This window comes from Pseudomonas sp. PNPG3 (assembly GCF_023093815.1).
GTDB lineage: Bacteria > Pseudomonadota > Gammaproteobacteria > Pseudomonadales > Pseudomonadaceae > Aquipseudomonas > Aquipseudomonas asiatica.
Window position 1 is genome coordinate 1 of sequence record NZ_JALLKV010000032.1, and the last position, 24,830, is coordinate 24,830.

The window sequence follows — 24,830 nt, forward strand, 5'->3', positions numbered from 1 at the left end:
GTCACTAAAGGCGCGAAACTGGCTTGCTGAAAACCATAGAATCTCCCACAGGGCCGGCACTGGCAACCGCTGATTACCCAACTATCGTTAATGTTTCCTTAATGGGAAGCTTACAGAATACATATCGGATTTCTCGATAAACCAAAGCAATTTTTTACGCTTTTATTCGATGCGTTACGCGTTAGTCTGTGCACAGCTTTCACGGGGAAACACGTCAACATGCAACTGCGCAATTCATCTTCTCGCTACGGCGTGGTCAGCATCGTCCTGCACTGGGGCGTGGCTCTGGCAGTCTTCGGCCTGTTCGGGCTGGGCCTGTGGATGGTCGGCCTCGACTACTACAGCCCTTGGCGCAAGGCCGGCCCGGACCTGCACAAGAGCATCGGCCTGGTGCTGCTGGCGGTGATGCTGCTGCGGGTGCTCTGGCGCTTCATCAGCCCGCCACCACCGGCACCAGCCAGCCACGGCGCATTCACCCGCCTGGCAGCCAAGTTGGGCCACCTGGCCCTGTACCTGGGGCTGTTCGCGGTAATGATCGCCGGTTACCTGATTTCCACCGCCGACGGTGTCGGCATTCCGGTGTTTGGCATGTTCGAAGTGCCGGCACTGGTCAGCGACCTGCCCGACCAGGCAGACCTGGCAGGCGTGATCCATCTCTGGCTGGCCTGGGGCTTGGTGATTTTTGCCGTGCTGCATGGCTTGGCAGCGCTCAAGCACCATTTCATCGACCGTGACGCGACCCTGACCCGCATGCTGGGCCGCAAAGCTTGACTCTCAACCTCAATTGCAAAGGAAGGAAGTAAGGATGTTGAAAAAGACTTTTGCCGCTCTGGCGCTCGGTACCGCTCTGCTCTCCGCCGGCCAGGCCATGGCTGCCGAGTACAAGATCGACAAGGAAGGCCAGCACGCGTTCGTTGACTGGAAGATCAGCCACCTGGGCTACAGCTTCATTCACGGTACCTTCAAGGACTTCGACGGCAACTTCACCTGGGACAGTGCAAAGCCTGAAGCCAGCAAGATCAACGTCGACCTGAAAACCGCCAGCCTGTGGTCGAACCACGCCGAGCGTGACAAGCACATTGCCAGCGCCGACTTCCTCGACGTGAAGAAGTATCCCGAAGCCAAGTTCGTCTCCACCAGCGTCAAGCCGACTGGCGACAAGACTGCTGACGTGACTGGCGACCTGACCATGCACGGTGTGACCAAGCCGGTCACCTTCAAGGCCACTTTCAACGGTGAAGGCAAGGATCCATGGGGCGGCGAGCGCGCTGGTTTCAACGCTACCACCACGCTGAACCTGAACGACTTCGGCATCAAGGGCCCGGGCGCTACCTCGCAGACCCTGGACCTGGATATCAGTGTTGAAGGTGTGAAGCAGAAGTAATTTGCTTTAGCTGAAGTACCGAGGGGGCTGCTTCGCAGCCCTTTCGCGACACAAGGCCGCTCCCACAGGTATTGCGCAGATTTCACTTGCAGCGCAATACCTGTGGGAGCGGCCTTGTGTCGCGAAAGGGCCGCAAAGCGGCCCCCTCATACTTTTTGTCAGCCCTTGCGGGTCAACAGCGCCGGGCGCTCACCGCGCGGGCGGCTCGGCAGGTCATCCAGCTGCTCTGGCGTCGGGTAACGGTCGAGCTTGGACTCCTTGCGGATGATCACTGGCTGTTTTTCCGGCTGGCGCGGGTTGCGCACGGCCGGCTCTTGCCGTGCAGCATCGTCACGGGCCGGGCGACCACGGCCGCCACCATCACGACGGGCGCCGCCACCATTATTGGCGCGGGCCGGACGTTTCTCGCCGCCACCGCTGCTGCGCGGCTGGCCGCTATTGCGACCCTGGCCACCGGCGTTGCTGCGCTGGCCATTACCCTGGCCCTGACCTTGGCCGGCATTGGCACCCGGGCGGCGATTGCGGCCCTGGTTCTTGCCCTGGTACGGGCTGACATAGTCGGCACGGTTGCCGAAGTTGTCGATATCGTCGTCCAGGAACTCTTCCGGATCACGGTCGACAGGCACTTTCGGCGCACTGCTGTTGCTGGCCTGCTGTTGCTGCTGGCGTGGCTTCTTGTCACGCGGCTTGCGTTGCTGCTGTTGCTTGTCGCCGCTCTTTTCCTTGTCGGCCGGCTTGTCCGCAGCCTGTTGCTTGGCCTTGCCTTTATCCTTGCCCTTGTCCTTGCGGCCGCCGTTGGCGTCTTTGCCGCCGTCGCCGCGGGCTTGCTGGTTACGGCCACCACGGCCATTGTTCTGCTGGCGTTCGCGTACTTCAGGCTTTTCTGCTTCAACCTGGCTGGCGTCGAAACCCATCAGGTCGCCGTCAGGAATCTTCTGCTTGGTTACCCGCTCGATGCTCTTGAGCAGTTTCTCTTCATCCGGCGCGACCATGGAAATGGCCTCGCCTGAACGCCCGGCACGGCCGGTACGGCCGATACGGTGGACGTAGTCTTCCTCTACGTTCGGCAGCTCGAAATTGACCACGTGCGGCAGCTGGTCGATGTCCAGGCCACGGGCGGCGATGTCGGTGGCGACCAGTACGCGCACGCTGTTGGCCTTGAAGTCGGCCAGGGCCTTGGTGCGGGCGTTCTGGCTCTTGTTGCCATGAATTGCGGCGGCGGTCAGGCCGTGCTTTTCCAGGTACTCGGCCAGGCGGTTGGCGCCGTGCTTGGTGCGGGTGAACACCAGTACCTGTTCCCAGGCACCTTGGGTGATCAGGTGCGCCAGCAGCGCGCGCTTGTGGCTGGCGGGCAGGCGGTAGACGCGCTGCTCGATACGCTCGACGGTAGTGTTCGGCGGGGTGACCTCGATACGCTCCGGGTTGTGCAGGAGCTTGTCGGCGAGGTCGGTGATGTCCTTGGAGAACGTGGCCGAGAACAACAGGTTCTGGCGCTTGGCCGGCAGGCGAGCGAGGACCTTCTTGACGTCATGGATGAAGCCCATGTCGAGCATGCGGTCGGCTTCGTCCAGCACCAGGATTTCCACGTGGGCCAGGTCAACCTTGCCTTGGCCGGCCAGGTCGAGCAGGCGGCCCGGGCAGGCGACCAGCACGTCCACACCCTTGGCAATGGCCTGGATCTGCGGGTTCATGCCGACGCCGCCGAAAATGCAGGCGCTGACCAGTGGCAGGTCACGGGCATAGACCTTGAAGCTGTCATGCACCTGGGCTGCCAGTTCGCGGGTCGGGGTCAGGACCAGCACGCGAGGTTGGCGCGGGCCATGGCGCTGCGACTTGTCGGGGTGGCCGGCCGGGAACAGGCGCTCGAGGATCGGCAGGGCGAAACCGCCGGTTTTACCAGTACCTGTCTGTGCGGCGACCATCAGGTCGCGGCCTTGCAACACGGCGGGAATCGCCCGCTGTTGCACGGGGGTCGGCTGGGTGTAGCCCGCAGCCTCGATAGCGCGGACAAGAGCCTCGGAGAGACCGAGGGAAGCAAAGGACATGGGCAATCCTGTTCTCGTGTGGGCTGGGCCCGTTTGGGATGTTCTGCCTGGCGCGACGGGCATCGGTGGGATGCGATCGCGTCCGGTCCAGCTGGGCTTTCACTGCACATCCGGGTAGCAGAGGGTGGACGCGAAGGTGCGTCGATGCCGATCGGGATGCCTGTTGCGAGGCCGAGCGTCCGGGCGTGAGCCGGGCGGGAAGGCCCGAGTATAACAGAGCTATCGCGCTGTGCTGCTTTCCTGCTGCTCAACGGCGTTGAGAATGTTTCCGATGTCGCCTGTGTAGCGGTTGTTGATTGCTGTATAGGCCGGTTCCAGCTTGAAGCGCCGGAGTTCCACGGCGAAGGCCTGGGCCAGTGCCTCCCGCCCTGGCTTGCGCGCCAGCGCCAGGTACTGGGGCTGGCGGCTGATCACCAAGGGCAGCTCCTCGACCTGCTTTTGGAGGCCCAGATGCCGCAGCAGGTAATGGCCGACCTTGCGGTCGGTGATTGCCAGATCGATGCGGCCCAGCATCAGCTTGCCGAAGTTGGCTTCATGGGTAGGTGCAGCTTCGCGCCGGAAATGTACGGCTTCGTTGAAAGCGGCACCATAGGCGTAGCCGGGTGAGGTGCCGACGGTTAGGCCGGCAAGGTCATCGAGAGTCTTGACGGCATGGCGTCGAGTGCGGGCCTGGAACAGGACGAACTCTACCTCCGACATGGGCTCGGGGGCGTACACCAGGTAGTGCTGGCGCGACTCGTTCTGGAAGATATCCATGATGCCGTCGGCCAAGCCCTGCTCGATCATTGCCAGGCAGCGCTTCCACGGCAGGAACTCCCACTCCACCTCGACGCCAAGGCGCTCGAACACCCGGGTGGTGACTTCGTAGTCGATGCCGCGAGGCTGGCCGTCGTGCTGGTATGCATAGGGTGCCCAGTCGTCGGTTACCAGGCGCAGGCGCTCGCCCAAGGCCAGCGGGCTCAGGCAGGCGAGCAACAGGATCCAGAACAGTCGGGCGATGTGTGGCATGGCCGGAGATTACGCGCTCGGCCTGTTCAAGGCCAGTGAGGATGATGTTCTCCTGTGCCGGCCTCTTCGCGGGTAAACCCGCTCCCTCAAGTACAGCGCGAGCCTGCAAGCCAGCAGAGATCCTGTGGGAGCGGGTTTACCCGCGAAGAGGCCGGCACAGGTTCGCTCAAGTGTGGGATGACCTCAGCAGATGCGCCTCGATATCCTTGCGCCGCTCGCCCAGCGACAGGCGCAACCCCGGGTGGCGCAGGCACTGGCGCAGTTGCTCGGGTTCCATGTGGCCATGGCGGGCGTTGAGGTTTTCCAGGGCTTTGTCCCACCAGGCCGGCGCGCAGGCGCGGTCGAACTCATTGGGGTAGGGGTAGCAGCCATACAGCAGTTCTCGGGCGAACTGGCGCTCGTGGCTTGGCAGGGTCATGCTCAGCGCCTTGTAACCCAGGCGTTGCAGGGCCGGCGGCCGTGGCAGCTGGTCATTGACCAGGGATACGTCGGCCAGCGCCGCCTGGCTCAGCGGGTCGTGGCCGTGCTTGCGCAGCCAGGCCTGAATCTTGGCGCGGAACTGCGCCTTGCGGCTCCAGTAGTGGTGGATGACATCTGTGCATTCGGCCAATTCCAGCGTGCGGTAGGCCGCCACCGCCAGGCAGAACTCCTCGAGGGTATACGCCTCGCGAGCCAGGGGGTGGAACTCGTCCATCATGGCGATGGAGCGGTCCAGAGTGCCGGCGTCTTCGGCGGTGAGGCCGATCACCCCCGAATTGACTAGTGGCATCTGGCAATCAGCCAAGCCCCTGGACTCGAGGATGGCCAGCAGGTTCTTGTACAGCAGGCACTTCTGGTTGCTGCCGTAGCGTGCGCCGATGGCATTGCACAGCAGGCGGCCAGGGGCTACCCGGGCGAACAGCTCCAGCGGCGACTTGCGGAAGAAGGTGTCGGTGTCGATCAGCACTGCCAGCGGGTGTTGCTGCAGCACCTGGCGCAACAGCACATGCTTGCTGCGAAAGTGATAGCCGTGAGGCGCGTTCCATGCCTGGCGCGTGGCTTCGTCCAGCAGGTGTAAGGTGACCGGCAGGCCGGCATAGGGCTGCGGGTTATCGGTATAGACCTGGATGTCCATGGCTTCGCTCGCTGCCGTGCCCAGATGGGCGAGGGCGCTGACGATGCTGAAGCAGGCCTCCTGATGGTAGGTTGCCGGGCCAAAAGCCAGGTAGACGAGCTGTGGACGCAATGGCTGGAGGGGCTGCATGGCAGGCAAGACCTGTGTAACCGGAAAATGATTAAGGCTTTAGTCTATGACCAAAGCCTTAATCAAATCTTAAACAGATTTTGCAAAAAATTTCAGCGCGGCAGCTTCAGATTGTTCCAGATCGCCAGGCTCGGCTCGGCCTGGTTCAAGGTGTAGAAGTGCAGCCCCGGTGCTCCGCCTTGCAGCAGCTGTTCGCACATGCGGGTGATCACTTCTTCACCGAATGCCTGGATGCTGGCGGTGTCGTCGGCATAGGCTTCCAGCTGCTTGCGGATCCAGCGCGGGATCTCGGCGCCACAGGCGTCGGAGAAACGCGCCAGCTTGCTGTAGTTGGTGATCGGCATGATGCCGGGTACCACCGGGATGTCCACGCCCAGCTTCTGCGCGCGCTCGACGAAGTAGAAGTAGCTGTCGGCGTTGAAGAAGTACTGGGTGATGGCGCTGTCGGCACCGGCCTTGACCTTGTGCACGAAGTTGGCCAGGTCAGCCTCGAAGTTGCGGGCCTGGGGGTGCATCTCCGGGTAGGCGGCCACTTCCAGGTGGAAGTGATCGGCAGTTTCCTGGCGAATGAATTCGACCAGGTCGCTGGCGTAGCGCAGTTCGCCACTGGCCATGCCCATACCCGATGGCAGGTCGCCACGCAGGGCGACGATGCGCTTGATGCCTGCAGCCTTGTATTCGGCCAGCAGGGCACGCAGTTCGGCCTTGGTGTCGCCTACGCACGACAGGTGCGGCGCGGCAGGTATCTTCACTTCGCTTTCCAGCTGCAGCACGGTGTTCAGCGTGCGGTCGCGGGTCGAGCCACCGGCACCGTAGGTGCAGGAGAAGAAGTCCGGGTTGTAGGCGGCCAGCTGGCGGGCGACGCCCATCAGCTTTTCGTGACCGGCATCGGTCTTGGTCGGGAAGAACTCGAAACTGTAACGGCGTTCCTGGGACATCAGGCGTTCCTCTGGCAGCAAGCTTCAAGCGGCAGGCTGCAAGTAAAAGCCAGATCGGTTATGGCCGGCCTGGCTTGGGCATCGTTCAAGATCCGTGATGCTTGAGCTGCAAGCGGCAACGGCATGGTCTGCCTTTGATTGCCGCTTGAAGCTTCAAGCTGGCCGCTTAGTAGCGGTATGCGTGTGGCTTGAACGGGCCTTCGACGGTCACACCAATGTAGTCGGCCTGCTGCTTGGTCAGCTGGGTGACCACGCCACCGAAGCCGCGGACCATTTCCAGGGCCACTTCTTCGTCGAGCTTCTTCGGCAGTACTTCGACAGTCAGGCGCTCGGCTTTCTTTTCGGGCGACAGGTCGGCGAACTTCTGCTCGAACAGGAAGATCTGCGCCAGTACCTGGTTGGCGAACGAACCGTCCATGATGCGGCTTGGGTGGCCAGTGGCGTTACCCAGGTTTACCAGGCGGCCTTCGGCCAGCAGGATCAGGTAGTCGTCGTTCTGCGGGTCGAAGCTGCCAGCGCCGGTGCGGTGGATCTTGTGCACCTGCGGCTTGACCTCTTCCCAGGCCCAGTTCTTGCGCATGAAGGCGGTGTCGATCTCGTTGTCGAAGTGGCCGATGTTGCACACCACGGCACGCTTCTTCAGCGCCTTGAGCATGTTGGCGTCGCAGACGTTGACGTTACCGGTGGTGGTCACGATCAGGTCGATCTTGCCCAGCAGGGCCTTGTCGATGCTGGCTTCGGTACCGTTGTTGATACCGTCGATGAACGGCGAAACCACTTCGAAACCGTCCATGCAGGCCTGCATGGCGCAGATCGGGTCGACTTCGGTGACCTTGACGATCATGCCTTCCTGGCGCAGGGACTGGGCCGAGCCCTTGCCCACGTCACCGTAGCCGATCACCAGGGCCTGCTTGCCCGACAGCAGGTGGTCGGTACCACGCTTGATGGCGTCGTTCAGGCTGTGACGGCAGCCGTATTTGTTGTCGTTCTTGCTCTTGGTAACCGAGTCGTTGACGTTGATCGCCGGGACTTTCAGCTCGCCCTTGGCCAGCATGTCCAGCAGGCGGTGCACGCCGGTGGTGGTCTCTTCGGTCACACCATGCACGCGCTCCAGCACTTGCGGGTATTTCTTGTGCAGCAGCTCGGTCAGGTCGCCACCGTCGTCGAGGACCATGTTGGCGTCCCATGGCTGGCCATCCTTGAGGATGGTCTGCTCCAGGCACCACTCGTACTCTTGCTCGGTTTCACCTTTCCAGGCGAACACAGGGATACCGGCGGCGGCGATGGACGCGGCGGCCTGGTCCTGGGTGGAGAAGATGTTGCAGGACGACCAGCGCACTTCGGCACCCAAGGCAACCAGGGTTTCGATCAGCACGGCGGTCTGGATGGTCATGTGGATGCAGCCCAGGATCTTCGCACCCTTGAGCGGTTGCTCGGCCAGGTACTTGCGACGCAGGCCCATCAGTGCAGGCATTTCCGATTCGGCGATGATGGTTTCGCGACGACCCCAGGCGGCCAGGGAGATGTCGGCGACTTTGTAATCGGTAAAACCAGCAGGCATGTTTGCAGCGCTCATGAGAGCCTCCATTCGTAGTGTGCGAATGGGCGCCGTTGTGCGTTAAGCGCCCGCGAGAGCGAGCAACGCCCCATCCGAGCCTGACAGGCCTAGCCTGCTGCAGCGCCCCTCGGACGGGTGGCGGGCATGGCGCCGCTGTGGGCGGCCATGTGAAACGGCGGAGATTATAGCCGCGCCCGTCGGCTTGCCCAAGGTTTTCTGTCGATTAATCGCGACGATAGTCGATGTTCAATGGAGCGACAGCGGCCGCTCTGCCATCATTGCTGCACGTTAGCCAAGCAGGTCAGGAGTACAGATGAACTTTCATACCCGCAAGTGGGTTAAACCCGAAGACCTCAACCCAAATGGCACTTTGTTCGGTGGCAGCCTGTTGCGCTGGATCGACGAAGAGGCTGCGATCTACGCCATCGTCCAGTTGGGCAACCAGCGTGTGGTGACCAAGTACATATCGGAAATCAACTTCGTCAGTGCCTCGCGTCAGGGCGACATCATCGAGCTGGGCATCACTGCCACCGAGTTCGGCCGTACCTCGATCACCCTCAAGTGCGAAGTGCGCAACAAGATCACCCGCAAGGCCATCCTCACGGTCGACAAGATGGTCTTCGTCAACCTTGGCGAGGATGGATTGCCGGCGGCGCATGGGCGGACCGAGATCAAGTACATCCAGGACCAGTTCCCGGACAGTGCAGTCGAATAGATCTCGGTTGTCGGTGCCGGCCTCTTCGCGGGTAAACCCGCTCCCACAGGTTTTTCACCGTCCGAAAGGTAGCGCAGATCCTGTGGGAGCGGGTTTACCCGCGAAGAGGCCGGCACAATTTCTCACGGCTGAGCGCTGACCTTGCGCACCACCCGCCCGATGCTCAACCCCTGCACCAGGATTGACGACAGCACCACGATGTAGGTGATCGACAGCAGCAGGTCACGTTCTTCGCCCAGTGGCAGCGACAGTGCCAGGGCAACCGACACCCCACCGCGCAAGCCACCCCAGGTCAGCACCCGTACCGTGCCCTTGGGCACCGGGCGCCAGCGCCGCAGCAGCACGATCGCCGGGGCCACGGTCAGCAACCTCGACAGTAGCACCGCCAGCGCCAGCACGCCGCCGGCTACCATGTGCATCCAGTTGAAAGGCAGCAGCAACAGCTCCAGGCCGATCAACGCGAACAGCAAGGCGTTGAGCATGTCATCGATCAGCTCCCAGAAGCCGTCCATGTAGCGACGGGTCATGTCGTTCATCGCCAGGTTGCGCCCCAGGTTGCCGATTATCAGGCCGGCCACCACCATGGCGATCGGCGCCGAAACGTGCAGTTCGTAGCACATTGCCGAGCCGCCGATGACCAGCGCCAGGGTCAGCATCACTTCCACCTGGTATTGCTCGACGCTCTTGATCATGCGGTAGGTGGCATAGCCGATCAGGCCGCCGAACAGCACCCCGCCGATGGCCTCGCGGGCGAACAGGATCGCCGTGTCGGTCATGCTCGGCGTCTCGCCCAGCTGGATGATGCCCAGCAACACGGTGAACACCACCACCGCAGTGCCGTCGTTGAACAGCGACTCGCCGACGATAGTGGTTTTCAGCGGTTTGGAGGCGTTGGCGGTACGTAGCGCGCCAAGCACGGCGATCGGGTCGGTGGGCGAGATCAGCGCACCGAACAGCAGGCAGTAGATCAGCGGCACTTGCCAGCCGAACAGGGCGAACACCCAGTGCGACAGGTAGCCGATGACGACGGTGGCAATCAGTACGCCGACGGTGGCCAGCAGACCGATGGGCCAGCGGTAGCTGCGCAGGTCGGAGAGGTTGACGTGCAAGGCGCCGGCGAACAGCAGGAACGCCAGCATCCAGTGCATCAGCAGGTCGTTGAAGTCGATCTGGTTCATCAGCCCTTCGACGCGCGCTTCCAGGCCAGGGAAGCCGATCAGGCTCAGGCCCTGCAGCATCAGGGAAAACAGCAGCGCCGTGACCATCACGCCGATGGCAGGGGGCAGGCCGATGAAACGGTAATTTACATAGGTGAGGAGGGTGGTGAGGCAGATAAACGCGGCAACTAGTTCAAGCATCCCGAATCCTGTAACAGTGGCTTCCAAGTCGTAACCCGAATGGCTCGGGCAGTTCTTTGATGACCTGGCGCGGGGTTCGGGACACAGGGTTTGACCGGATTCGTTTGAAACGTTCCCATCCAGAAGGTTGTATCGCATACCCGGACTTGTGCAAAACCCGAAGGCTGGCGCGGTCTCTGTGGGAGCGGGCATGCCCGCGAACACCGGCAAAGCCGGTGCCATGCACCGAGTTGCTTTCTTCGCGGGCATGCCCGCTCCCACAACGGTCCCCTCGAGCGCTGTATATTCACAAATATAAAAAGCCACAAGGATAAGAAGGCGTGCTGGCAACTTCCCTGGTGTTGGTCGCTGCACTGCTGCATGCGACCTGGAATACCCTGATCAAATTCAGCGGCGAGCGCCTGCTGGTGATCGCCAGCATGGATACGGTGGCGTTGGCTTTCGCGGTGCTGGCGGTGCCCTTCGTCGAGGTACCGCCGACTAACATCTGGCCCTGGCTGCTGGCTTCGGCGCTGGCCGAGCAGCTGTACCGCTTCCTGTTGATCCAGGCCTACCGCGTGGGCGACCTGGGGCTGGTCTATCCTCTGATGCGCGGGCTGTCGCCGCTGGTGGTGCTGGGGCTGACCTTGGCCTTTGCCGGCGAATCGCTGAGCCAGCAGCAGATCATTGGCATCCTGCTGATCCCCTGTGGCATGGCCTGCCTATTGTGGCAGGGCGGTGGCGGTGACCGGCTGCCCTGGTCGATGCTGCCGGTGGTTGCCCTGATCGGCCTGTGCATTGGTTGCTACACCTGGTTCGACGGCCAGGCCGTGCGTTTGTGGGGCAAGCCTTGGGATTACCTGGTATGGCTGACCTTGCTCAGTGCCTGGCCCTTCCCGTTGCTGGCCAGCGTGGCGCGGCGTGCGCCGTTTGTGTTGTTCTGGCGCCTGCAGTGGCGCCTGGGGCTGGCGGTGGGGTTGTGTGTATTGCTCAGTTACGCGCTGGTGCTGTGGGCCATGCACTTGGGGTCGGTGGCCGAAGCGGCGGCGTTGCGGGAGTTGAGTGTGATTCTGGTGGTGCTGCTGGGCATGCGCTACCTGAAAGAACCTTTTGGCGGGCCGAGACTCCTAGCTTGCGGGCTGGTGTTGGCCGGCATGCTGGTAATGAAGCTTTGACCCGAAGACTGAACAAGGAGTCCTGTCCATGACTGTTGCCCTGTGGTGCATCCTGATCGCGCTGCTCTTGCCGCCACTGTGCGCGTTGATAGCCAAGGCCGGTAGTGGCCGCTTCCGACTGCGCGACAACCACGACCCGCGTGCCTTCCTGGATACCCTGTCCGGGCTGCCGCGGCGCGCGCATGCTGCCCAGCAGAACAGTTTCGAGGCCTTCCCGGCATTTGCCGCGGCGGTGCTGGTGGCGGATATCGTCGGCAATGCCGAGCAGGTGACCCAGGATGTGCTGGGGGTGATGTACATCACCAGCCGGCTGCTCTACATCATCTGTTACCTGGCTGACTGGGCCATGCTGCGATCGCTGGTGTGGTTTGCCGGGTTGGCGATCATTGTGGCTTTCTTCGTGGTTTCCATCTGATACCGCGTCGCCTTCTTCGCGGGCTTGCCCGCGAAGAATCCACCGCCGATCAAGGTACTTTCGGCACCTCGGGCAGCGGCTTGCCCTTGGGCCACAGCATCCAGATCTGCCCCTGCTGCTTCATGTTCCCGGCCAGTTCCCCAGCTTCCGGCCCAGTGCCCCAGAACAGGTCGGCGCGCACCTCGCCAGTAATTGCCCCGCCGGTATCCTGGGCCCCCACCGGGCGTACCACCGGCGTACCGTCCGGGCGAGTGGTGGACAACCACAGCAAGCTGCCCAGCGGAATCACCTTGCGGTCGATGGCCACGCTGTAGCCAGCGGTCAGCGGTACGTTCAGCGAACCGCGTGGCCCTTCGTTGCTGTCCGGGCGGGTGCTGAAGAACACGTAGCTGGGGTTGCTGGCGAGCAGTTCCGGCACCCGTTGTGGGTTGGCCTGGGCCCAGGCATGAATGGCGCCCATGCTCACTTCTTCCTTCTTCAACTGGCCCTGTTCCACCAGCCAGCGCCCGATTGGCCGGTAGGGGTGGCCGTTCTGGTCGGCGTAACCCAGGCGCAGCTGGCGCCCGTCTTCCAGTTGTACCCGGCCGGAACCTTGGATCTGCAGGAACTGCAGGTCCATCGGGTCGGTCAGCCAGGCCAGCACCGGTGCCTTGACGCCGTCACGGTTGATCACCTCGGCGGTGTCGTATGGCTTGAGCACCCGGCCATCAAGGCGACCGCGCAGGCGCTTGCCCTTGAGTTCGGGGTACACGCTGGCCAGGTCGACCACGATCATGTCGTCGGGGATGCCGTAGACCGCCACGTGATTGGTTGCCGACTGGCTCAGGCTGCCAGGGTAGACCGGTTCGTAGTAACCGGTGATCAGGCCGTTGGCGTTATTTTCGGCCGAGCGCAGGCCGTATACCTGCAGGTTCTGTTGCAGGAAGGTACGCACCTGCAAGGCATTGTCGGGCACGCTGGCGGCTGCTTCGCAGGTGCTGGCCCAGACGGTGTCGCGCTTGAGCTTTTCACAGCCGTTGCGCCAGGCCTGGAAGCCCGCCACCAGGTCGCTGTCGCTGACGGCAGGCAGGTCCTGCCATGTGGCATTGGCGTAGGTGGCGATGGCATGGGGCTCGGGTTTGGCGCTTTCGCCACCGTTGCAGCCGGCCAGCAGGGCCAGCGCCGGGAGTGTCCAGGCCAGATGGCGCAGGGCAGATTTCATGAGTATGTTCCTGTCATGGGTGAACACGGATATTCGCCCCTGTTTTTTATGTGGCTATTGGTCTTTCGCCGCTGGGCAGCGATACTGGCCGCCCATTTGCGTAGGCCGAAGTGACCGTGATGTTGAAGCGATTGACCGTTGTTCTGCTGGCAGCACTGGCCCTGGGTGGTTGTGACCGGGTTGACCCGAACTCCCCGCTGGGCAAGCGCAAGGTGATCTTCAAGGACATGCTCAAGACCAGCGAAGACCTGGGCGGCATGTTGCGTGGGCGGTTGCCGTTCGACGGGGTGAAGTTTGCCGACGGTGCGCTGAAGCTGGACAACCTTTCGCACCAGCCCTGGCAGCACTTCCCACAGGCGCGTGATGGTGGCGACAGTAGTGCGCGTGCCGAGGTATGGGAGCGGCAGACGCGCTTTCATGACCTGGCCCGCCAGCTGGAAGGCGTCACTGGCGAACTGGTCGATGTCACCCGGGGCCAGCCGCTGGACGCTGCGCAGTTGAAGGCGCCGATGGACAAGGTCGAAGCGGCTTGCAAGGCCTGTCATTCCGAGTTTCGTAATCATTGATGGCCTGTTGCGACCTCATCGCCGGCAAGCCGGCGATGAGGTCAGTAAAGGCAACGCAGTATTCGAATCTCTGTCAGCGATCCAGATCCTCCACCGCTTCCTGCAGTTCCTTGCGCGACTCGGCCAGCTTGTCCTTGCGCTTGTTGATCTTCTCCGAATCGCCTTTCTTCTCGGCTTTCTTCAAGTCCTTTTCCCGCTGCGCCACTTCGTGACGTGCGTCGAGCACCTTCTGCTCACGTTCCTTGCGCAGGCTGGCATCGGTGCAGTTGTCTACCCCTCGCAGTGCCTCTTCAAGCCCTGCGGCCTGTTCGTTGTTGCCGTGGTCACGGGCAATCTTCAACTGGTTCTCGATGGCGCTACGCTTGGCGGCGCAACCGGTCAGGCCGGCATCCGGCTGGGCGGCTTGTACGGCACCAGCGGCCAGGCCCAGTGTCGCGATCAGGAAAAGGGTCGAAATACGTTTCATGAAAAGCCTCCTTGAGGGGGCGGGGCAGCAAAAGTTGGGGGAAATCCTGCCTTGGTTTTGCCCATTTAGAAACCCTTGTTGGGGTTTTCCGGCTTAATCTCGGGATTTTCCTACAGGTAAATTGGTAAATAATCATTGCTCGATGCTTTGCCTGTCGATCCGGAATCCGTCGATCCCTGCCGTCGCCAGTTGCGTTGCAATGGCTTGAACCTCGGTGGTTGCAAAAAAACCAGCAAGCTGTTCTCCGCGCTTTTCGCCGATACCGGGCATGGCTTGCCATTCAAGACTCGTGCGGGCAGCCAGCTCCAGCCAGTCGCCTGTTACCTGCATCCTGGTGGGTGTAGGCGCGCCAAGCCCGCGCAGCCATTGGGCAAAGGGCCGTGAGCGAGCTTGGTCGAAACTGCCCAGCAACTGCGCAGCCGTTGTGTCACTGATACCCGCTACCTGGGCCAGGCGCTCGGCATCCAGATGCAGCCAGTCGGTCATCGAGGTCACCAGCCCGGCAGCCACCAGTCGGCGCCAGGTACCAGGGCCGGTGCGCGGCAGGGCCAGCCCCTGCTTGCCGCTGAGCCAGGTGAGGCGGGCAATGAACTGGTCCTCGCAGCCTTCGCTGATCTGCCAGCAACTGTGGGCATGATGCTGGCCGGGCGCTGGTGCGATCACCGGTTGGCGCTCGGCGGCGCGGTGCACCACTTGCTCCAGGCGTGGGATGGTCAGCCCGGCAAGGCTGACGGCCACCTGGTCACCGGGGCGGATGTCGAGCTTGCGCCAACGTGCCAGCGATCCCAGGCTCACCTGGGTGATTCGCCGGTCATCCAGGGTAACCGGCAGTACATGCAAGACTGGCGTAACCCTGCCGGTACGGCCGACGCGGAAGCGTACTTCGCGCACTTCGGCCAAGGCTTGCGTGTACGGGTGCTTCCACGCCGCGATCCAGTAGGGCGCCTTGGCCTGCCAGCGCTCGGACGGAGTCCGGACGCCTTGGCGCAACACAACGCCATCGGTGGCGAAGGGCAGGGGTGAGCGGTACCAGTACTCGCGCCAGTGCGCTGCATCGTCTGCTGTTTCTATGGCGACGCTGTAATCCTGGCTGTGCGCAAAACCCAGTTCCGCCAGCTTCGCGAGGCGTTCGGCCTGCTGCTCGGGGCCCTGCGGCCAGTCCCACACGAACAGGCCGATGCGCTCACCTTGCTCACGACCCAGCTGCTTGCGAGCCAGCAGCCCGGCTACTGTCCCTCGGGCGTTGGCGCTGCCTGCCCGGGCTTGCACATGCGCGTCCAGGCGCAGGTACAGTTCGCCCTGCAGTTGCAGGTCAATGGCCTGGGGCAGCTGCCGATTGATTTCGACGAGCAGGGGGATGTGGCGGCTCCAGTCGTGCCCCTGCACGCCGTCCCCCCGGCTGATCAACTGCACCAGCCGGCCCTGACGGTAGATGAGGGAGACCGCTACGCCATCGACCTTTGGTTGCACCCATACATCTGCCTTGCCGGCCAGCCAGCGTTCTACAGCCTGACGGTCGGCCAGCTTGTCGACGCCGGTGTGCGGCACCGGATGCGGAATTGGCCCGCCAGCGCTGGCCAGCGGGGACGGGGTAGTCGTGATGCCAAAGCATTGCTGCAGGTGCGCCAGGTGCTGGCGGCTCTGGTCGTATAGTTCATCAGCCACCAATGCGATGCCCTGACGATGATAATGGTCGTCCCAGCGGGCAAGCGTGGCGCGCAGTCGGCTCACTTCAGCCTCGACTTGTTGCGGGTTCCAGGTGGGACATGTGGCGGCACGGGCCAGGGGAGCATTCAACGTCAACAGTAGGGCGAAAAGCAGCATGAGCGGCATGGCCAGCATCCTTGCATGGCGGGTGGGAGCCCTCAGCCTAGGCAGGTAGCGTGCGGGTCGCCATGCAGCGTTTGTCAGCCCATATGTCACAAAAAAGCCCCTGCCGATTGCTCGGCAGGGGCTTTCGCCTGGCGCTGTAGGAAGCTTACAGGCCGGCAGCGTCACGCAGCGACTGGGCGCGGTCGGTACGCTCCCAGGTGAAGGTGGTGAAGGTGTCGTCGCCGACCGTCTTCTGCTGCGGGGTACGGCCGAAGTGGCCGTAGGCAGCGGTTTCCTGGTACATCGGGTGCAGCAGGTCGAGCATGGTGGTGATGGCGTAAGGACGCAGGTCGAAGCACTCGCGCACCAGCTGGATGATCTTGTCGTCGGAGACCTTGCCGGTACCGAAGGTGTTGATCGAGATGGAGGTCGGCTGGGCCACGCCGATGGCGTACGACACCTGGATCTCGCAACGCTCGGCCAGGCCGGCGGCGACGATGTTCTTGGCCACGTAGCGGCCGGCGTAGGCGGCGGAACGGTCGACCTTGGATGGGTCCTTGCCGGAGAACGCGCCACCACCATGGCGGGCCATGCCGCCGTAGGAGTCGACGATGATCTTGCGCCCGGTCAGGCCGCAGTCACCCACTGGGCCACCGATGATGAAGTTGCCGGTCGGGTTGATGTGGTACTGGGTACCCTTGTGCAGCAGTTCGGCAGGCAGGGTGTGCTTGACGATCAGCTCCATCACGGCTTCCTGCAGGTCTTTCTGCGAAACCTCAGGGTTGTGCTGGGTCGACAGCACCACGGCGTCGATACCGACCACCTTGCCATTTTCGTAACGGCAGGTGACCTGCGACTTGGCGTCCGGACGCAGCCATGGCAGCAGTTTCGATTTGCGCGCCTCGGCCTGGCGCTCGACCAGACGGTGCGAGAAGCAGATCGGCGCTGGCATCAGCACATCGGTTTCGTTGCTGGCGTAGCCGAACATCAGGCCCTGGTCACCGGCGCCCTGGTCTTCCGGGCGGGAACGGTCGACGCCCTGGGCGATGTCCACCGACTGTTTGCCGATGATGTTCATCACGGCGCAGGTGGCGCCGTCGAAACCGACGTCGGAGCTGTTGTAGCCGATGTCGATGATGACCTTGCGCACCAGCTCTTCCAGGTCGACCCAGGCGGAGGTGGTGACTTCGCCGGCGATGATGGCGACACCGGTCTTGACCAGGGTTTCGCAGGCTACGCGAGCGTATTTGTCCTGGGCGATGATGGCATCAAGGACGGCGTCCGAAATCTGGTCGGCGATCTTGTCCGGATGCCCTTCGGACACGGACTCGGAGGTGAAAAGGGAGTATTCGCTCATCTCGAAGGTTCCTGAAATTTACCGATGTTGTATGTCGCCAGCCGTCCGCTGGAAATGGCGGACCTGGATCTGGAAACCGTTACGCAAGCCCACGTACAGGCTGTCCCCGGGGGCCAGCCCGGCGGCGTTGGCCCAACGGGCCAGGTCGTCCTGTTCGAAGCCAAGCCACAGGTCGCCGCAGGCTTCGCGCGCCCACCCCTGGTCATGGCTGCACAGTTCGGTTACCAGCAGGCTGCCGCCTGCCTTCACCCGTTTGGCCAGCTGGCGCAAGGCCAGGGCCGGGTCGCTGAAATGGTGCAGCACCATGTTCAGCACAACGCAGTCGGCGGCCACATCCGTTGCACCCAGTGCATCGGCCAACTGCAGGTTCACATTGTCGAGCCCTTCGCGCTTGCACACCTGGCGCGCCAGTTCAAGCATGGTCGGGCTGTTGTCCAGGGCGGTGACTTGGGCGAAGCGCCGGGCCAGGTCGGGCAGGAAGCCACCGTCGCCGGGGCCGACCTCCAGGGCGCTGGCGGCCGGGTCGAAATTCAGTTTGTCGAGCAGCGCCAGCAGGCTTTCGCGGTACTGCGGCAGGCCGGCGATCAGGTCTTGCTGGGCGCGGAACTTCTCTTCCACGCGCAGGAAGAAGTCCTGGCTGGTGGCTGCGCGGCGTTGCTGCACCTGGGCGATGCGCGCCTGCACGTCAGGCGGAAGAGTCAGGTCGTCCACCTCTTCGAGCAGCGCCGCGTGCAGCCGACCGCCCAGGCGCAGGCTGTCGGGCAAGGCGCGGCGGTAGAAGATGGCATTGCCCTCGCGGCGGGTCGCCACCAGCTCGGCCTGGGCCAGCACCTTCAGGTGGTGGCTCATGCCCGATTGGCCCACATCGAAGATCTGCGCCAGCTCCAGCACGCCGAACGAGTCGTTGGCCAGGGCGCGCAATACGTTCAGGCGCAACTCGTCGCCACTGGCTTTGCACAGGGCAGCCAATGCTTCGCGTTGCTCGGGGATCGATTGCGCGCGGAGGTTCATGGTGCGGCAGTCTAGACAGGCATCGTTGCCCTAGCAAGGGCAATATCAAAAAGTTTTGATATTGAGTGATGAGCGGGATGGTTCGCCCGGTTTTACTCCCGAATTGAATGCCAATCGCAGGAAAATCCCCCGACTGTGACCATACGTCATTGCCCCAAGCCCCCCCAGTGGGCGAAAATGGCCGCCTTTTTTGTGACACCACCTATTCAAGCCCCCTAGGAGATCAGCGATGCCCAGCCGTCGTGAACGTGCCAACGCCATTCGTGCCCTCAGCATGGATGCCGTGCAAAAGGCCAACAGCGGCCACCCAGGTGCCCCCATGGGCATGGCGGATATCGCCGAAGTGCTTTGGCGCGACTATCTGAAGCACAACCCGAGCAACCCGAGTTTCGCCGACCGTGACCGCTTCGTGCTGTCCAACGGCCACGGTTCGATGCTGATCTACTCGCTGCTGCACCTGACCGGCTACGACGTCACCATCGATGACATCAAAGGCTTCCGCCAGCTGCACAGCCGCACCCCGGGCCACCCGGAATACGGCTACACCCCAGGCGTCGAGACCACCACCGGCCCGCTCGGCCAGGGTATCGCCAACGCCGTGGGCTTCGCCCTGGCCGAAAAGGTGCTCGCCGCCCAGTTCAACCGTGATGGCCATAACATCGTCGACCACCACACCTACGTGTTCCTCGGCGACGGCTGCATGATGGAAGGCATTTCCCATGAAGTCGCCTCGCTGGCCGGCACCCTGGGCCTGAACAAGCTGATCGCCTTCTATGACGACAACGGCATTTCCATCGACGGCGAAGTGCACGGCTGGTTCACCGACAACACCCCGGCGCGCTTCGAAGCGTATAACTGGCAGGTGATCCGCAACGTCGACGGCCATGACGCCGACGAGATCAAGACCGCCATCGAGACCGCCCGCAAGAGCGATCGCCCGACCCTGATCTGCTGCAAGACCATCATTGGTTTCGGCTCGCCAAACAAGCAGGGCAAGGAAGACTGCCACGGCGCACCGCTGGGCAACGACGAAATTGCCCTGGCTCGCAAGGAACTGAACTGGAACCACGGCCCGTTCGAAATCCCGGCCGAGATCTACGCCGAGTGGGACGCCAAGGCTGCCGGTGCCAAGGCCGAAGCCGAATGGAACCAGCGCTTCGACGCCTACGCCAAGGCCTACCCGGAGCTGGCTGCCGAGTTCAAGCGCCGAGCCGCCGGTGACCTGCCTGCCGATTTCAGCGAGAAAGCCCAGGCCTACATCAACGAAGTGGCCGCCAAGGGCGAGACCATCGCCAGCCGCAAGGCCAGCCAGAACGCCCTGAATGCCTTCGGCCCGCTGCTGCCGGAGTTCCTCGGCGGTTCGGCAGACCTGGCCGGTTCCAACCTGACCCTGTGGAAGGGTTGCAAGGGTGTCGAAGCCAACGACGCCAGCGGCAACTACGTGTTCTACGGCGTTCGCGAGTTCGGCATGACCGCCATCATGAACGGTGTTGCCCTGCACGGTGGCCTGGTGCCTTACGGCGCGACCTTCCTGATGTTCATGGAATACGCCCGCAACGCCGTGCGCATGTCGGCACTGATGAAGCAGCGCGTGATCCACGTCTATACCCACGACTCCATCGGCCTGGGCGAAGACGGCCCGACTCACCAGCCGATCGAGCAGCTGACCAGCCTGCGCAGCACGCCGAACCTGGACACCTGGCGCCCAGCCGACGCGGTGGAATCCGCCGTGTCCTGGAAAAACGCCCTGGAGCGCAAGGACGGCCCTTCGGCGCTGATCTTCTCGCGCCAGAACCTGCAGCACCAGGACCGCGACGCCCAGCAGATCGCCGACATCAGCCGCGGCGGCTACGTGCTCAAGGACTGCGCCGGCGAGCCTGAGCTGATCCTGATCGCCACCGGTTCCGAAGTGGGCCTGGCTGTTCAGGCGCACGCCAAGCTGACCGAACAAGGCCGCAAGGTGCGCGTGGTTTCCATGCCGTGCACCAGCGTGTTCGATGCCCAGGACGCTGCCTACAAGCAGTCCGTGCTGCCGCTGGAAGTAGGTGCGCGTATCGCCATCGAAGCCGCTCACGCCGACTTCTGGTACAAGTACGTCGGCCTGGAAGGTCGTATTATCGGCATGACCACCTACGGTGAGTCGGCGCCGGCCTCGGCACTGTTCGAAGAGTTCGGTTTCACCCTGGAGAACATCCTCGGTACTGCCGAAGAGCTGCTGGAAGACTGATACAAGGAAGGCGAGGGCCTCTGGCCCTCGTTCGCGGCACAAGGCCGCTCCTACAGGGTATTGCGTACGCCGTCCCCTGTAGGAGCGGCCTTGTGCCGCGAATGGGCTGCGCAGCGGCCCCGTTCAACTGCCGGAGTTCAAGAGCTACCTATGCCCCACCTGCGTCCCTACAAAGTTGCACTCAACGGTTATGGCCGTATCGGCCGCTGTGTCCTGCGCGCGCTGTTCGAGCGGGGGGCAAAGGCCGGTTTCGAGATCGTCGCGCTGAACGACCTGGCCGACCAGGCCAGCCTGGAATACCTGACACGCTTCGACTCCACCCACGGGCGTTTCCCCGGTGAGGTGAAGGTCGATGGCGACTGTCTGCATATCAATGGCGACTGCGTGAAGGTGATGCGCAGTGCCACCCCCGAAGGCATCGACTGGGCCGCCCTGGATATCGACCTGGTGCTGGAGTGCTCCGGCGCCTACCACACCCGCGCCGATGGCCAGCGCTTCCTCGACGCCGGCGCGCCTCGGGTGCTGTTCTCGCAGCCGATGGCCAGCGAGGCCGATGTCGATGCCACGGTGGTCTACGGCGTCAACCAGGCCTGCCTGACCGGCAACGAGCGCCTGGTGTCCAACGCCTCTTGCACTACCAACTGCGGCGTGCCGCTGCTGCGTGTGCTGGACCAGGCATTCGGCATCGAGTATGTGCAGATCACCACCATCCACTCGGCGATGAACGACCAGCCGGTGATCGACGCCTACCACCACGAAGACCTGCGCCGCACGCGTTCGGCCTTCCAGTCGGTGATCCCGGTATCCACTGGTCTGGCGCGTGGCATCGAGCGCCTGCTTCCGGAACTTGCCGGGCGAATCCAGGCCAAAGCGGTACGCGTACCGACCGTCAACGTCTCGTGCCTGGATATCACCCTGCAGACCGCCCGCGATACCAGTGCGGCCGAAGTCAACCGGGTGCTGCGCGAGGCGGCGCTGGAAGGCCCGCTCAAAGGCTTGCTGGCCTACACCGAGTTGCCCCACGCCAGCTGTGATTTCAACCATGACCCGCATTCGGCGATCGTCGATGCCAGCCAGACCCGTGTTTCCGGCCCCCGCCTGGTGAACCTGCTGGCCTGGTTCGACAACGAATGGGGGTTCGCCAACCGTATGCTCGACGTTGCCGAACACTATCTGCACGTCGTCCACCCAACCCGCAACAAACAGCCCTGAAGGACTGCATTCATGACCGTGTTGAAGATGACCGACCTCGACCTGCAAGGTAAGCGCGTACTGATCCGCGAAGACCTCAACGTGCCTGTGAAGGACGGTGTGGTAGCCAGCGACGCGCGTATCCTGGCAGCGCTGCCGACCATCAAGCTGGCCCTGGAGAAGGGTGCAGCGGTAATGGTCTGCTCGCACCTGGGCCGCCCGACCGAGGGTGAGTTCTCTGCCGAGAACAGCCTCAAGCCGGTCGCCGACTACCTGAGCAAGGCCCTGGGCCGCGACGTGCCGCTGGTAGCCGACTACCTGGACGGTGTCGAGGTCAAGGCTGGTGACCTGGTGCTGTTCGAGAACGTGCGTTTCAACAAGGGCGAGAAGAAGAACGCCGACGAGCTGGCGCAGAAGTACGCCGCCCTGTGCGACGTGTTCGTCATGGACGCTTTCGGTACTGCCCACCGTGCCGAAGGTTCGACCCATGGTGTTGCCAAGTTCGCCAAAGTCGCTGCTGCCGGCCCGCTGCTGGCAGCCGAACTGGATGCCCTGGGCAAGGCCCTGAAGGCCCCGGCCAAGCCGATGGCAGCCATCGTTGCCGGCTCCAAGGTCTCCACCAAGCTGGACGTGCTGAACAGCCTGAGCTCGGTCTGCGACCAGCTGATCGTTGGTGGCGGCATCGCCAACACCTTCCTGGCCGCAGCCGGCCACCCGGTAGGCAAGTCGCTGTACGAGCCTGACCTGGTCGATACCGCCAAGGCCATCGCTGCCAAGGTCAGCGTGCCTCTGCCGGTCGACGTGGTGGTTGCCAAGGAGTTCGCCGAGAGCGCCGAAGCCACCGTCAAGGCCATTGCCGACGTTGCCGCTGACGACATGATCCTGGACATCGGCCCGCAAACCGCAGCCAATTTCGCCGAGCTGCTGAAGTCGTCGAAGACCATCCTGTGGAATGGCCCGGTCGGCGTGTTCGAGTTCGACCAATTCGGTAACGGCACCAAGGTGCTGGCCAAGGCCATCGCCGACAGCGCCGCGTTCTCCATCGCAGGTGGCGGTGACACCCTGGCTGCCATCGACAAATATGGCGTTGGCGCCGATATCTCCTACATTTCTACCGGCGGTGGCGCCTTCCTCGAGTTCGTCGAGGGCAAGGTACTGCCGGCCGTGGCGATCCTGGAAGAGCGGGCCAAGGCCTGATGACGTCGGCGCTTGGCAAAGGGAGCGGCCTGATGGTCAAGCAATTGCCTGTGATGATGCTGGCTGGCCTGCTGAGCGCATGCGCCGGCAGCCCGGCCTCGGATACCGACCCGGCGCAGCCGCCAAAGGGCGGTTGCTACCAGTCCGAGTGGCAGGCCGAGACCGTGCCGGTCATCAGCAAGCGCGTGGGCCCGGAAGGCCTGGAAAAGTACGACGAAGACCACCAGCGCAAGGCGCCTGGTTGCCCTTGATCGGGTAACAGGCAACCCGAAGGCTGATTTGTGGTCTTGAGGTAGGGGCCGCTGTGCAGCCCCAAATCGAGGAAACTGAATGAAAGCGCTTTTGGCCGTGACGGCCCTGGCGACACTGGCAGGATGCTCGCTGCTGAAGCCGGCGCAACCCGCTCCGGCAGACGACTGGACCCGCTGGGTCTGCGACACTCAGGCTGAAGTGCTGTGGCGCTTCGCCGATGCGCAGCGCGATCAGGTCGATGTGCGCCTTGGTGGCGGCGACCAGGTCTACCGGCTCAAGGCCGAGCCGGGTGCCTCGGGTGTGCTGTACAGCGATGGCATGCTGGCCTTCCATACCAAGGGCGAAGAAGGCCTGGTGTACTGGGTGGCAACCAACGATCTGATTGGGCGGGGCTGCAAGGCACCGTGACTGGCCGGGCCGCGAGGGTGGCCCACACTACTTGAACAGCAACCGCCCCTGCGGCAGGCTTGCACGAAACAAACGACGCTTGTCGGGAGAGAGATACACAATGGCACTCATTAGCATGCGCCAGATGCTGGACCACGCCGCCGAGTTCGGTTACGGCGTACCAGCTTTCAACGTCAACAACCTCGAGCAGATGCGCGCCATCATGGAAGCGGCCGACAAGACCGACTCCCCGGTGATCGTCCAGGCTTCGGCCGGTGCCCGCAAATACGCCGGTGCCCCGTTCCTGCGTCACCTGATCCTGGCGGCCATCGAAGAATTCCCGCATATCCCGGTGTGCATGCACCAGGACCACGGCACCAGCCCTGACGTCTGCCAGCGCTCGATCCAGCTGGGCTTCAGCTCGGTGATGATGGACGGCTCGCTGGGTGAAGATGGCAAGACCCCGACCGACTACGAATACAACGTTCGCGTTACCCAGCAGACCGTTGCCATGGCGCACGCCTGCGGTGTTTCGGTAGAAGGCGAGCTGGGCTGCCTGGGTTCGCTGGAAACCGGCATGGCCGGTGAAGAAGACGGCATCGGCGCCGAAGGCGTGCTGGACCACAGCCAGATGCTGACCGACCCGGAAGAGGCTGCCGACTTCGTCAAGAAGACCCAGGTCGACGCCCTGGCCATCGCCATCGGTACCAGCCACGGTGCCTACAAGTTCACCAAGCCACCAACCGGTGACGTGCTGGCCATCGACCGCATCAAGGAAATCCACAAGCGCATCCCCAACACCCACCTGGTGATGCACGGTTCGTCCTCGGTGCCGCAAGAGTGGCTGGCGATCATCAACCAGTACGGCGGCGACATCAAGGAAACCTACGGTGTACCGGTCGAGGAAATCGTCGAAGGTATCAAGTACGGCGTGCGCAAGGTCAACATCGACACCGACCTGCGTCTGGCTTCCACTGGTGCCATGCGCCGCCTGATGGCGCAGAACCCGAGCGAGTTCGACCCGCGCAAGTTCTTCGGTGAAACCATCAAGGCCATGCGTGACGTGTGTATCGCTCGTTACGAAGCCTTCGGCACCGCTGGCAATGCCTCGAAGATCAAGCCGATCTCCCTGGAAGGCATGTACCAGCGCTACCTGAAAGGTGAACTGGCCGCCAAGGTCAACTGATCTTCTGGTATTAATGAAAAAGCCCGCAGCGATGCGGGTTTTTTCATTTTTGGGTGTTAGAACTTTGCCTCGGTGTAGGCCTCTTTGCCGGCATGCTTGCGAAGAGGGCGGTACATATTCCCGGCAGAGCGACCGTTAGTCGGCTACCGTAGAATTGAG

At 62.9% G+C, this 24,830-nt stretch carries 23 protein-coding genes and 1 riboswitch; of the genes, 12 read left to right on the forward strand and 11 right to left on the reverse strand.

Annotation, left to right across the window (positions count from 1 at the left end; genetic code table 11):
• The first annotated feature begins 219 nt into the window (after positions 1-219).
• Positions 220-771, forward strand: coding sequence for a cytochrome b (locus MJ643_RS19435; protein ID WP_169774742.1), 552 nt, complete (start codon positions 220-222; stop codon positions 769-771).
• A gap of 34 nt (positions 772-805) precedes the next feature.
• Complete coding sequence (locus MJ643_RS19440; protein ID WP_013974517.1) at positions 806-1,384, forward strand: YceI family protein; 579 nt, start codon at positions 806-808, stop codon at positions 1,382-1,384.
• Between the two features lie 158 nt (positions 1,385-1,542).
• Here MJ643_RS19440 and MJ643_RS19445 read toward each other — a convergent pair whose 3' ends face one another.
• The 5 genes from MJ643_RS19445 to ahcY all read right to left on the reverse strand — a co-directional run bounded on the left by MJ643_RS19445 (position 1,543) and on the right by ahcY (position 8,194).
• On the reverse strand, positions 1,543-3,429 hold the full coding sequence (locus MJ643_RS19445; protein WP_024087836.1) for a DEAD/DEAH box helicase: 1,887 nt from the start codon (positions 3,427-3,429) through the stop codon (positions 1,543-1,545).
• A 219-nt stretch (positions 3,430-3,648) separates the two neighbouring features.
• Positions 3,649-4,437, reverse strand: coding sequence for a transporter substrate-binding domain-containing protein (locus MJ643_RS19450; RefSeq protein WP_013974515.1), 789 nt, complete (start codon positions 4,435-4,437; stop codon positions 3,649-3,651).
• A 166-nt stretch (positions 4,438-4,603) separates the two neighbouring features.
• Positions 4,604-5,680 carry a hypothetical protein gene (locus MJ643_RS19455; protein WP_023661386.1) on the reverse strand — a complete coding sequence of 359 codons (1,077 nt, stop codon included), beginning with the start codon at positions 5,678-5,680 and terminating at the stop codon, positions 4,604-4,606.
• Positions 5,681-5,772: 92 nt separating this feature from the next.
• A complete protein-coding gene (gene metF, locus MJ643_RS19460) occupies positions 5,773-6,618 on the reverse strand; it encodes a methylenetetrahydrofolate reductase [NAD(P)H] (RefSeq protein ID WP_024087835.1) in 846 nt (281 codons plus the stop codon).
• Between the two features lie 166 nt (positions 6,619-6,784).
• Complete coding sequence (gene ahcY, locus MJ643_RS19465) at positions 6,785-8,194, reverse strand: adenosylhomocysteinase (protein WP_013974512.1); 1,410 nt, start codon at positions 8,192-8,194, stop codon at positions 6,785-6,787.
• 20 nt (positions 8,195-8,214) lie between these two features.
• Positions 8,215-8,311: riboswitch (S-adenosyl-L-homocysteine riboswitch) on the reverse strand.
• A 178-nt stretch (positions 8,312-8,489) separates the two neighbouring features.
• Here ahcY and MJ643_RS19470 point away from each other — a divergent pair.
• A complete protein-coding gene (locus MJ643_RS19470; protein ID WP_003257757.1) occupies positions 8,490-8,891 on the forward strand; it encodes a hotdog domain-containing protein in 402 nt (133 codons plus the stop codon).
• Positions 8,892-9,013: 122 nt separating this feature from the next.
• Here the strand turns inward: MJ643_RS19470 and MJ643_RS19475 are convergent, their stop codons facing one another.
• Positions 9,014-10,249 (reverse strand): sodium:proton antiporter, encoded by a 1,236-nt coding sequence (locus tag MJ643_RS19475; protein ID WP_013974511.1) that lies wholly within the window; start codon positions 10,247-10,249, stop codon positions 9,014-9,016.
• 320 nt (positions 10,250-10,569) lie between these two features.
• Here MJ643_RS19475 and MJ643_RS19480 point away from each other — a divergent pair, with 320 nt between their 5' ends.
• Both MJ643_RS19480 and MJ643_RS19485 read left to right on the forward strand, forming a co-directional pair.
• Positions 10,570-11,403 (forward strand): EamA family transporter, encoded by an 834-nt coding sequence (locus MJ643_RS19480; protein ID WP_013974510.1) that lies wholly within the window; start codon positions 10,570-10,572, stop codon positions 11,401-11,403.
• 28 nt (positions 11,404-11,431) lie between these two features.
• Positions 11,432-11,818: an MAPEG family protein gene (locus MJ643_RS19485; RefSeq protein ID WP_024087834.1), complete on the forward strand. Its 387-nt coding sequence runs from the start codon at positions 11,432-11,434 to the stop codon at positions 11,816-11,818.
• 49 nt (positions 11,819-11,867) lie between these two features.
• On the opposite strand, the gene MJ643_RS19490 is transcribed toward MJ643_RS19485, so the two are convergent.
• On the reverse strand, positions 11,868-13,019 hold the full coding sequence (locus MJ643_RS19490) for a murein transglycosylase A (RefSeq protein ID WP_013974508.1): 1,152 nt from the start codon (positions 13,017-13,019) through the stop codon (positions 11,868-11,870).
• Between the two features lie 119 nt (positions 13,020-13,138).
• Between MJ643_RS19490 and MJ643_RS19495 the strand changes: the two genes are divergently transcribed.
• Positions 13,139-13,585, forward strand: a complete 447-nt coding sequence (locus MJ643_RS19495; protein ID WP_038410184.1) for a cytochrome c — start codon at positions 13,139-13,141, stop codon at positions 13,583-13,585.
• Between the two features lie 73 nt (positions 13,586-13,658).
• Here MJ643_RS19495 and MJ643_RS19500 read toward each other — a convergent pair whose 3' ends face one another.
• From MJ643_RS19500 to MJ643_RS19515, 4 genes are all read right to left on the reverse strand, one after another.
• Positions 13,659-14,051 carry a DUF1090 domain-containing protein gene (locus tag MJ643_RS19500; protein WP_003257749.1) on the reverse strand — a complete coding sequence of 131 codons (393 nt, stop codon included), beginning with the start codon at positions 14,049-14,051 and terminating at the stop codon, positions 13,659-13,661.
• Positions 14,052-14,183: 132 nt separating this feature from the next.
• Complete coding sequence (gene ligB, locus MJ643_RS19505; protein ID WP_169774741.1) at positions 14,184-15,884, reverse strand: NAD-dependent DNA ligase LigB; 1,701 nt, start codon at positions 15,882-15,884, stop codon at positions 14,184-14,186.
• A 145-nt stretch (positions 15,885-16,029) separates the two neighbouring features.
• Positions 16,030-17,220 carry a methionine adenosyltransferase gene (gene metK, locus MJ643_RS19510; protein WP_015272060.1) on the reverse strand — a complete coding sequence of 397 codons (1,191 nt, stop codon included), beginning with the start codon at positions 17,218-17,220 and terminating at the stop codon, positions 16,030-16,032.
• A gap of 18 nt (positions 17,221-17,238) precedes the next feature.
• Positions 17,239-18,231, reverse strand: coding sequence for a metalloregulator ArsR/SmtB family transcription factor (locus MJ643_RS19515; RefSeq protein WP_023661307.1), 993 nt, complete (start codon positions 18,229-18,231; stop codon positions 17,239-17,241).
• A 229-nt stretch (positions 18,232-18,460) separates the two neighbouring features.
• Here MJ643_RS19515 and tkt point away from each other — a divergent pair, with 229 nt between their 5' ends.
• From tkt to fba, 6 genes are all read left to right on the forward strand, one after another.
• Positions 18,461-20,458 carry a transketolase gene (gene tkt / locus MJ643_RS19520; protein ID WP_013974503.1) on the forward strand — a complete coding sequence of 666 codons (1,998 nt, stop codon included), beginning with the start codon at positions 18,461-18,463 and terminating at the stop codon, positions 20,456-20,458.
• 150 nt (positions 20,459-20,608) lie between these two features.
• A complete protein-coding gene (gene epd / locus MJ643_RS19525) occupies positions 20,609-21,670 on the forward strand; it encodes an erythrose-4-phosphate dehydrogenase (RefSeq protein ID WP_013974502.1) in 1,062 nt (353 codons plus the stop codon).
• Between the two features lie 12 nt (positions 21,671-21,682).
• The gene (locus tag MJ643_RS19530) at positions 21,683-22,846 is read left to right on the forward strand and encodes a phosphoglycerate kinase (RefSeq protein ID WP_024087831.1); all 1,164 of its coding nucleotides are present in this window, start codon (positions 21,683-21,685) and stop codon (positions 22,844-22,846) included.
• Positions 22,846-23,097, forward strand: a complete 252-nt coding sequence (locus MJ643_RS19535) for a hypothetical protein (RefSeq protein WP_003257743.1) — start codon at positions 22,846-22,848, stop codon at positions 23,095-23,097. Before MJ643_RS19530 ends, MJ643_RS19535 begins: the two co-directional genes overlap by 1 nt.
• A 79-nt stretch (positions 23,098-23,176) precedes the next feature.
• Positions 23,177-23,506: an MliC family protein gene (locus tag MJ643_RS19540; RefSeq protein ID WP_023661309.1), complete on the forward strand. Its 330-nt coding sequence runs from the start codon at positions 23,177-23,179 to the stop codon at positions 23,504-23,506.
• 100 nt (positions 23,507-23,606) lie between these two features.
• Positions 23,607-24,671 (forward strand): class II fructose-bisphosphate aldolase, encoded by a 1,065-nt coding sequence (fba, locus tag MJ643_RS19545; RefSeq protein ID WP_015272054.1) that lies wholly within the window; start codon positions 23,607-23,609, stop codon positions 24,669-24,671.
• Positions 24,672-24,830: the final 159 nt, after the last annotated feature.

Bases quoted from the DNA above. Each gene is read 5' to 3' on its own strand.
- MJ643_RS19535 (WP_003257743.1), top strand. From the start codon at position 22,846: ATGACGTCGGCGCTTGGCAAAGGGAGCGGCCTGATGGTCAAGCAATTG.
- MJ643_RS19450 (WP_013974515.1), bottom strand. From the start codon at position 4,437: ATGCCACACATCGCCCGACTGTTCTGGATCCTGTTGCTCGCCTGCCTG.
- epd (WP_013974502.1), top strand. From the start codon at position 20,609: ATGCCCCACCTGCGTCCCTACAAAGTTGCACTCAACGGTTATGGCCGT.
- fba (WP_015272054.1), top strand. From the start codon at position 23,607: ATGGCACTCATTAGCATGCGCCAGATGCTGGACCACGCCGCCGAGTTC.
- MJ643_RS19500 (WP_003257749.1), bottom strand. From the start codon at position 14,051: ATGAAACGTATTTCGACCCTTTTCCTGATCGCGACACTGGGCCTGGCC.
- MJ643_RS19485 (WP_024087834.1), top strand. From the start codon at position 11,432: ATGACTGTTGCCCTGTGGTGCATCCTGATCGCGCTGCTCTTGCCGCCA.
- metF (WP_024087835.1), bottom strand. From the start codon at position 6,618: ATGTCCCAGGAACGCCGTTACAGTTTCGAGTTCTTCCCGACCAAGACC.
- MJ643_RS19475 (WP_013974511.1), bottom strand. From the start codon at position 10,249: ATGCTTGAACTAGTTGCCGCGTTTATCTGCCTCACCACCCTCCTCACC.
- tkt (WP_013974503.1), top strand. From the start codon at position 18,461: ATGCCCAGCCGTCGTGAACGTGCCAACGCCATTCGTGCCCTCAGCATG.
- metK (WP_015272060.1), bottom strand. From the start codon at position 17,220: ATGAGCGAATACTCCCTTTTCACCTCCGAGTCCGTGTCCGAAGGGCAT.
- MJ643_RS19445 (WP_024087836.1), bottom strand. From the start codon at position 3,429: ATGTCCTTTGCTTCCCTCGGTCTCTCCGAGGCTCTTGTCCGCGCTATC.
- MJ643_RS19530 (WP_024087831.1), top strand. From the start codon at position 21,683: ATGACCGTGTTGAAGATGACCGACCTCGACCTGCAAGGTAAGCGCGTA.
- MJ643_RS19490 (WP_013974508.1), bottom strand. From the start codon at position 13,019: ATGAAATCTGCCCTGCGCCATCTGGCCTGGACACTCCCGGCGCTGGCC.
- ahcY (WP_013974512.1), bottom strand. From the start codon at position 8,194: ATGAGCGCTGCAAACATGCCTGCTGGTTTTACCGATTACAAAGTCGCC.
- MJ643_RS19455 (WP_023661386.1), bottom strand. From the start codon at position 5,680: ATGCAGCCCCTCCAGCCATTGCGTCCACAGCTCGTCTACCTGGCTTTT.
- MJ643_RS19435 (WP_169774742.1), top strand. From the start codon at position 220: ATGCAACTGCGCAATTCATCTTCTCGCTACGGCGTGGTCAGCATCGTC.
- ligB (WP_169774741.1), bottom strand. From the start codon at position 15,884: ATGCCGCTCATGCTGCTTTTCGCCCTACTGTTGACGTTGAATGCTCCC.
- MJ643_RS19470 (WP_003257757.1), top strand. From the start codon at position 8,490: ATGAACTTTCATACCCGCAAGTGGGTTAAACCCGAAGACCTCAACCCA.
- MJ643_RS19540 (WP_023661309.1), top strand. From the start codon at position 23,177: ATGAAAGCGCTTTTGGCCGTGACGGCCCTGGCGACACTGGCAGGATGC.
- MJ643_RS19495 (WP_038410184.1), top strand. From the start codon at position 13,139: ATGTTGAAGCGATTGACCGTTGTTCTGCTGGCAGCACTGGCCCTGGGT.
- MJ643_RS19515 (WP_023661307.1), bottom strand. From the start codon at position 18,231: ATGAACCTCCGCGCGCAATCGATCCCCGAGCAACGCGAAGCATTGGCT.
- MJ643_RS19440 (WP_013974517.1), top strand. From the start codon at position 806: ATGTTGAAAAAGACTTTTGCCGCTCTGGCGCTCGGTACCGCTCTGCTC.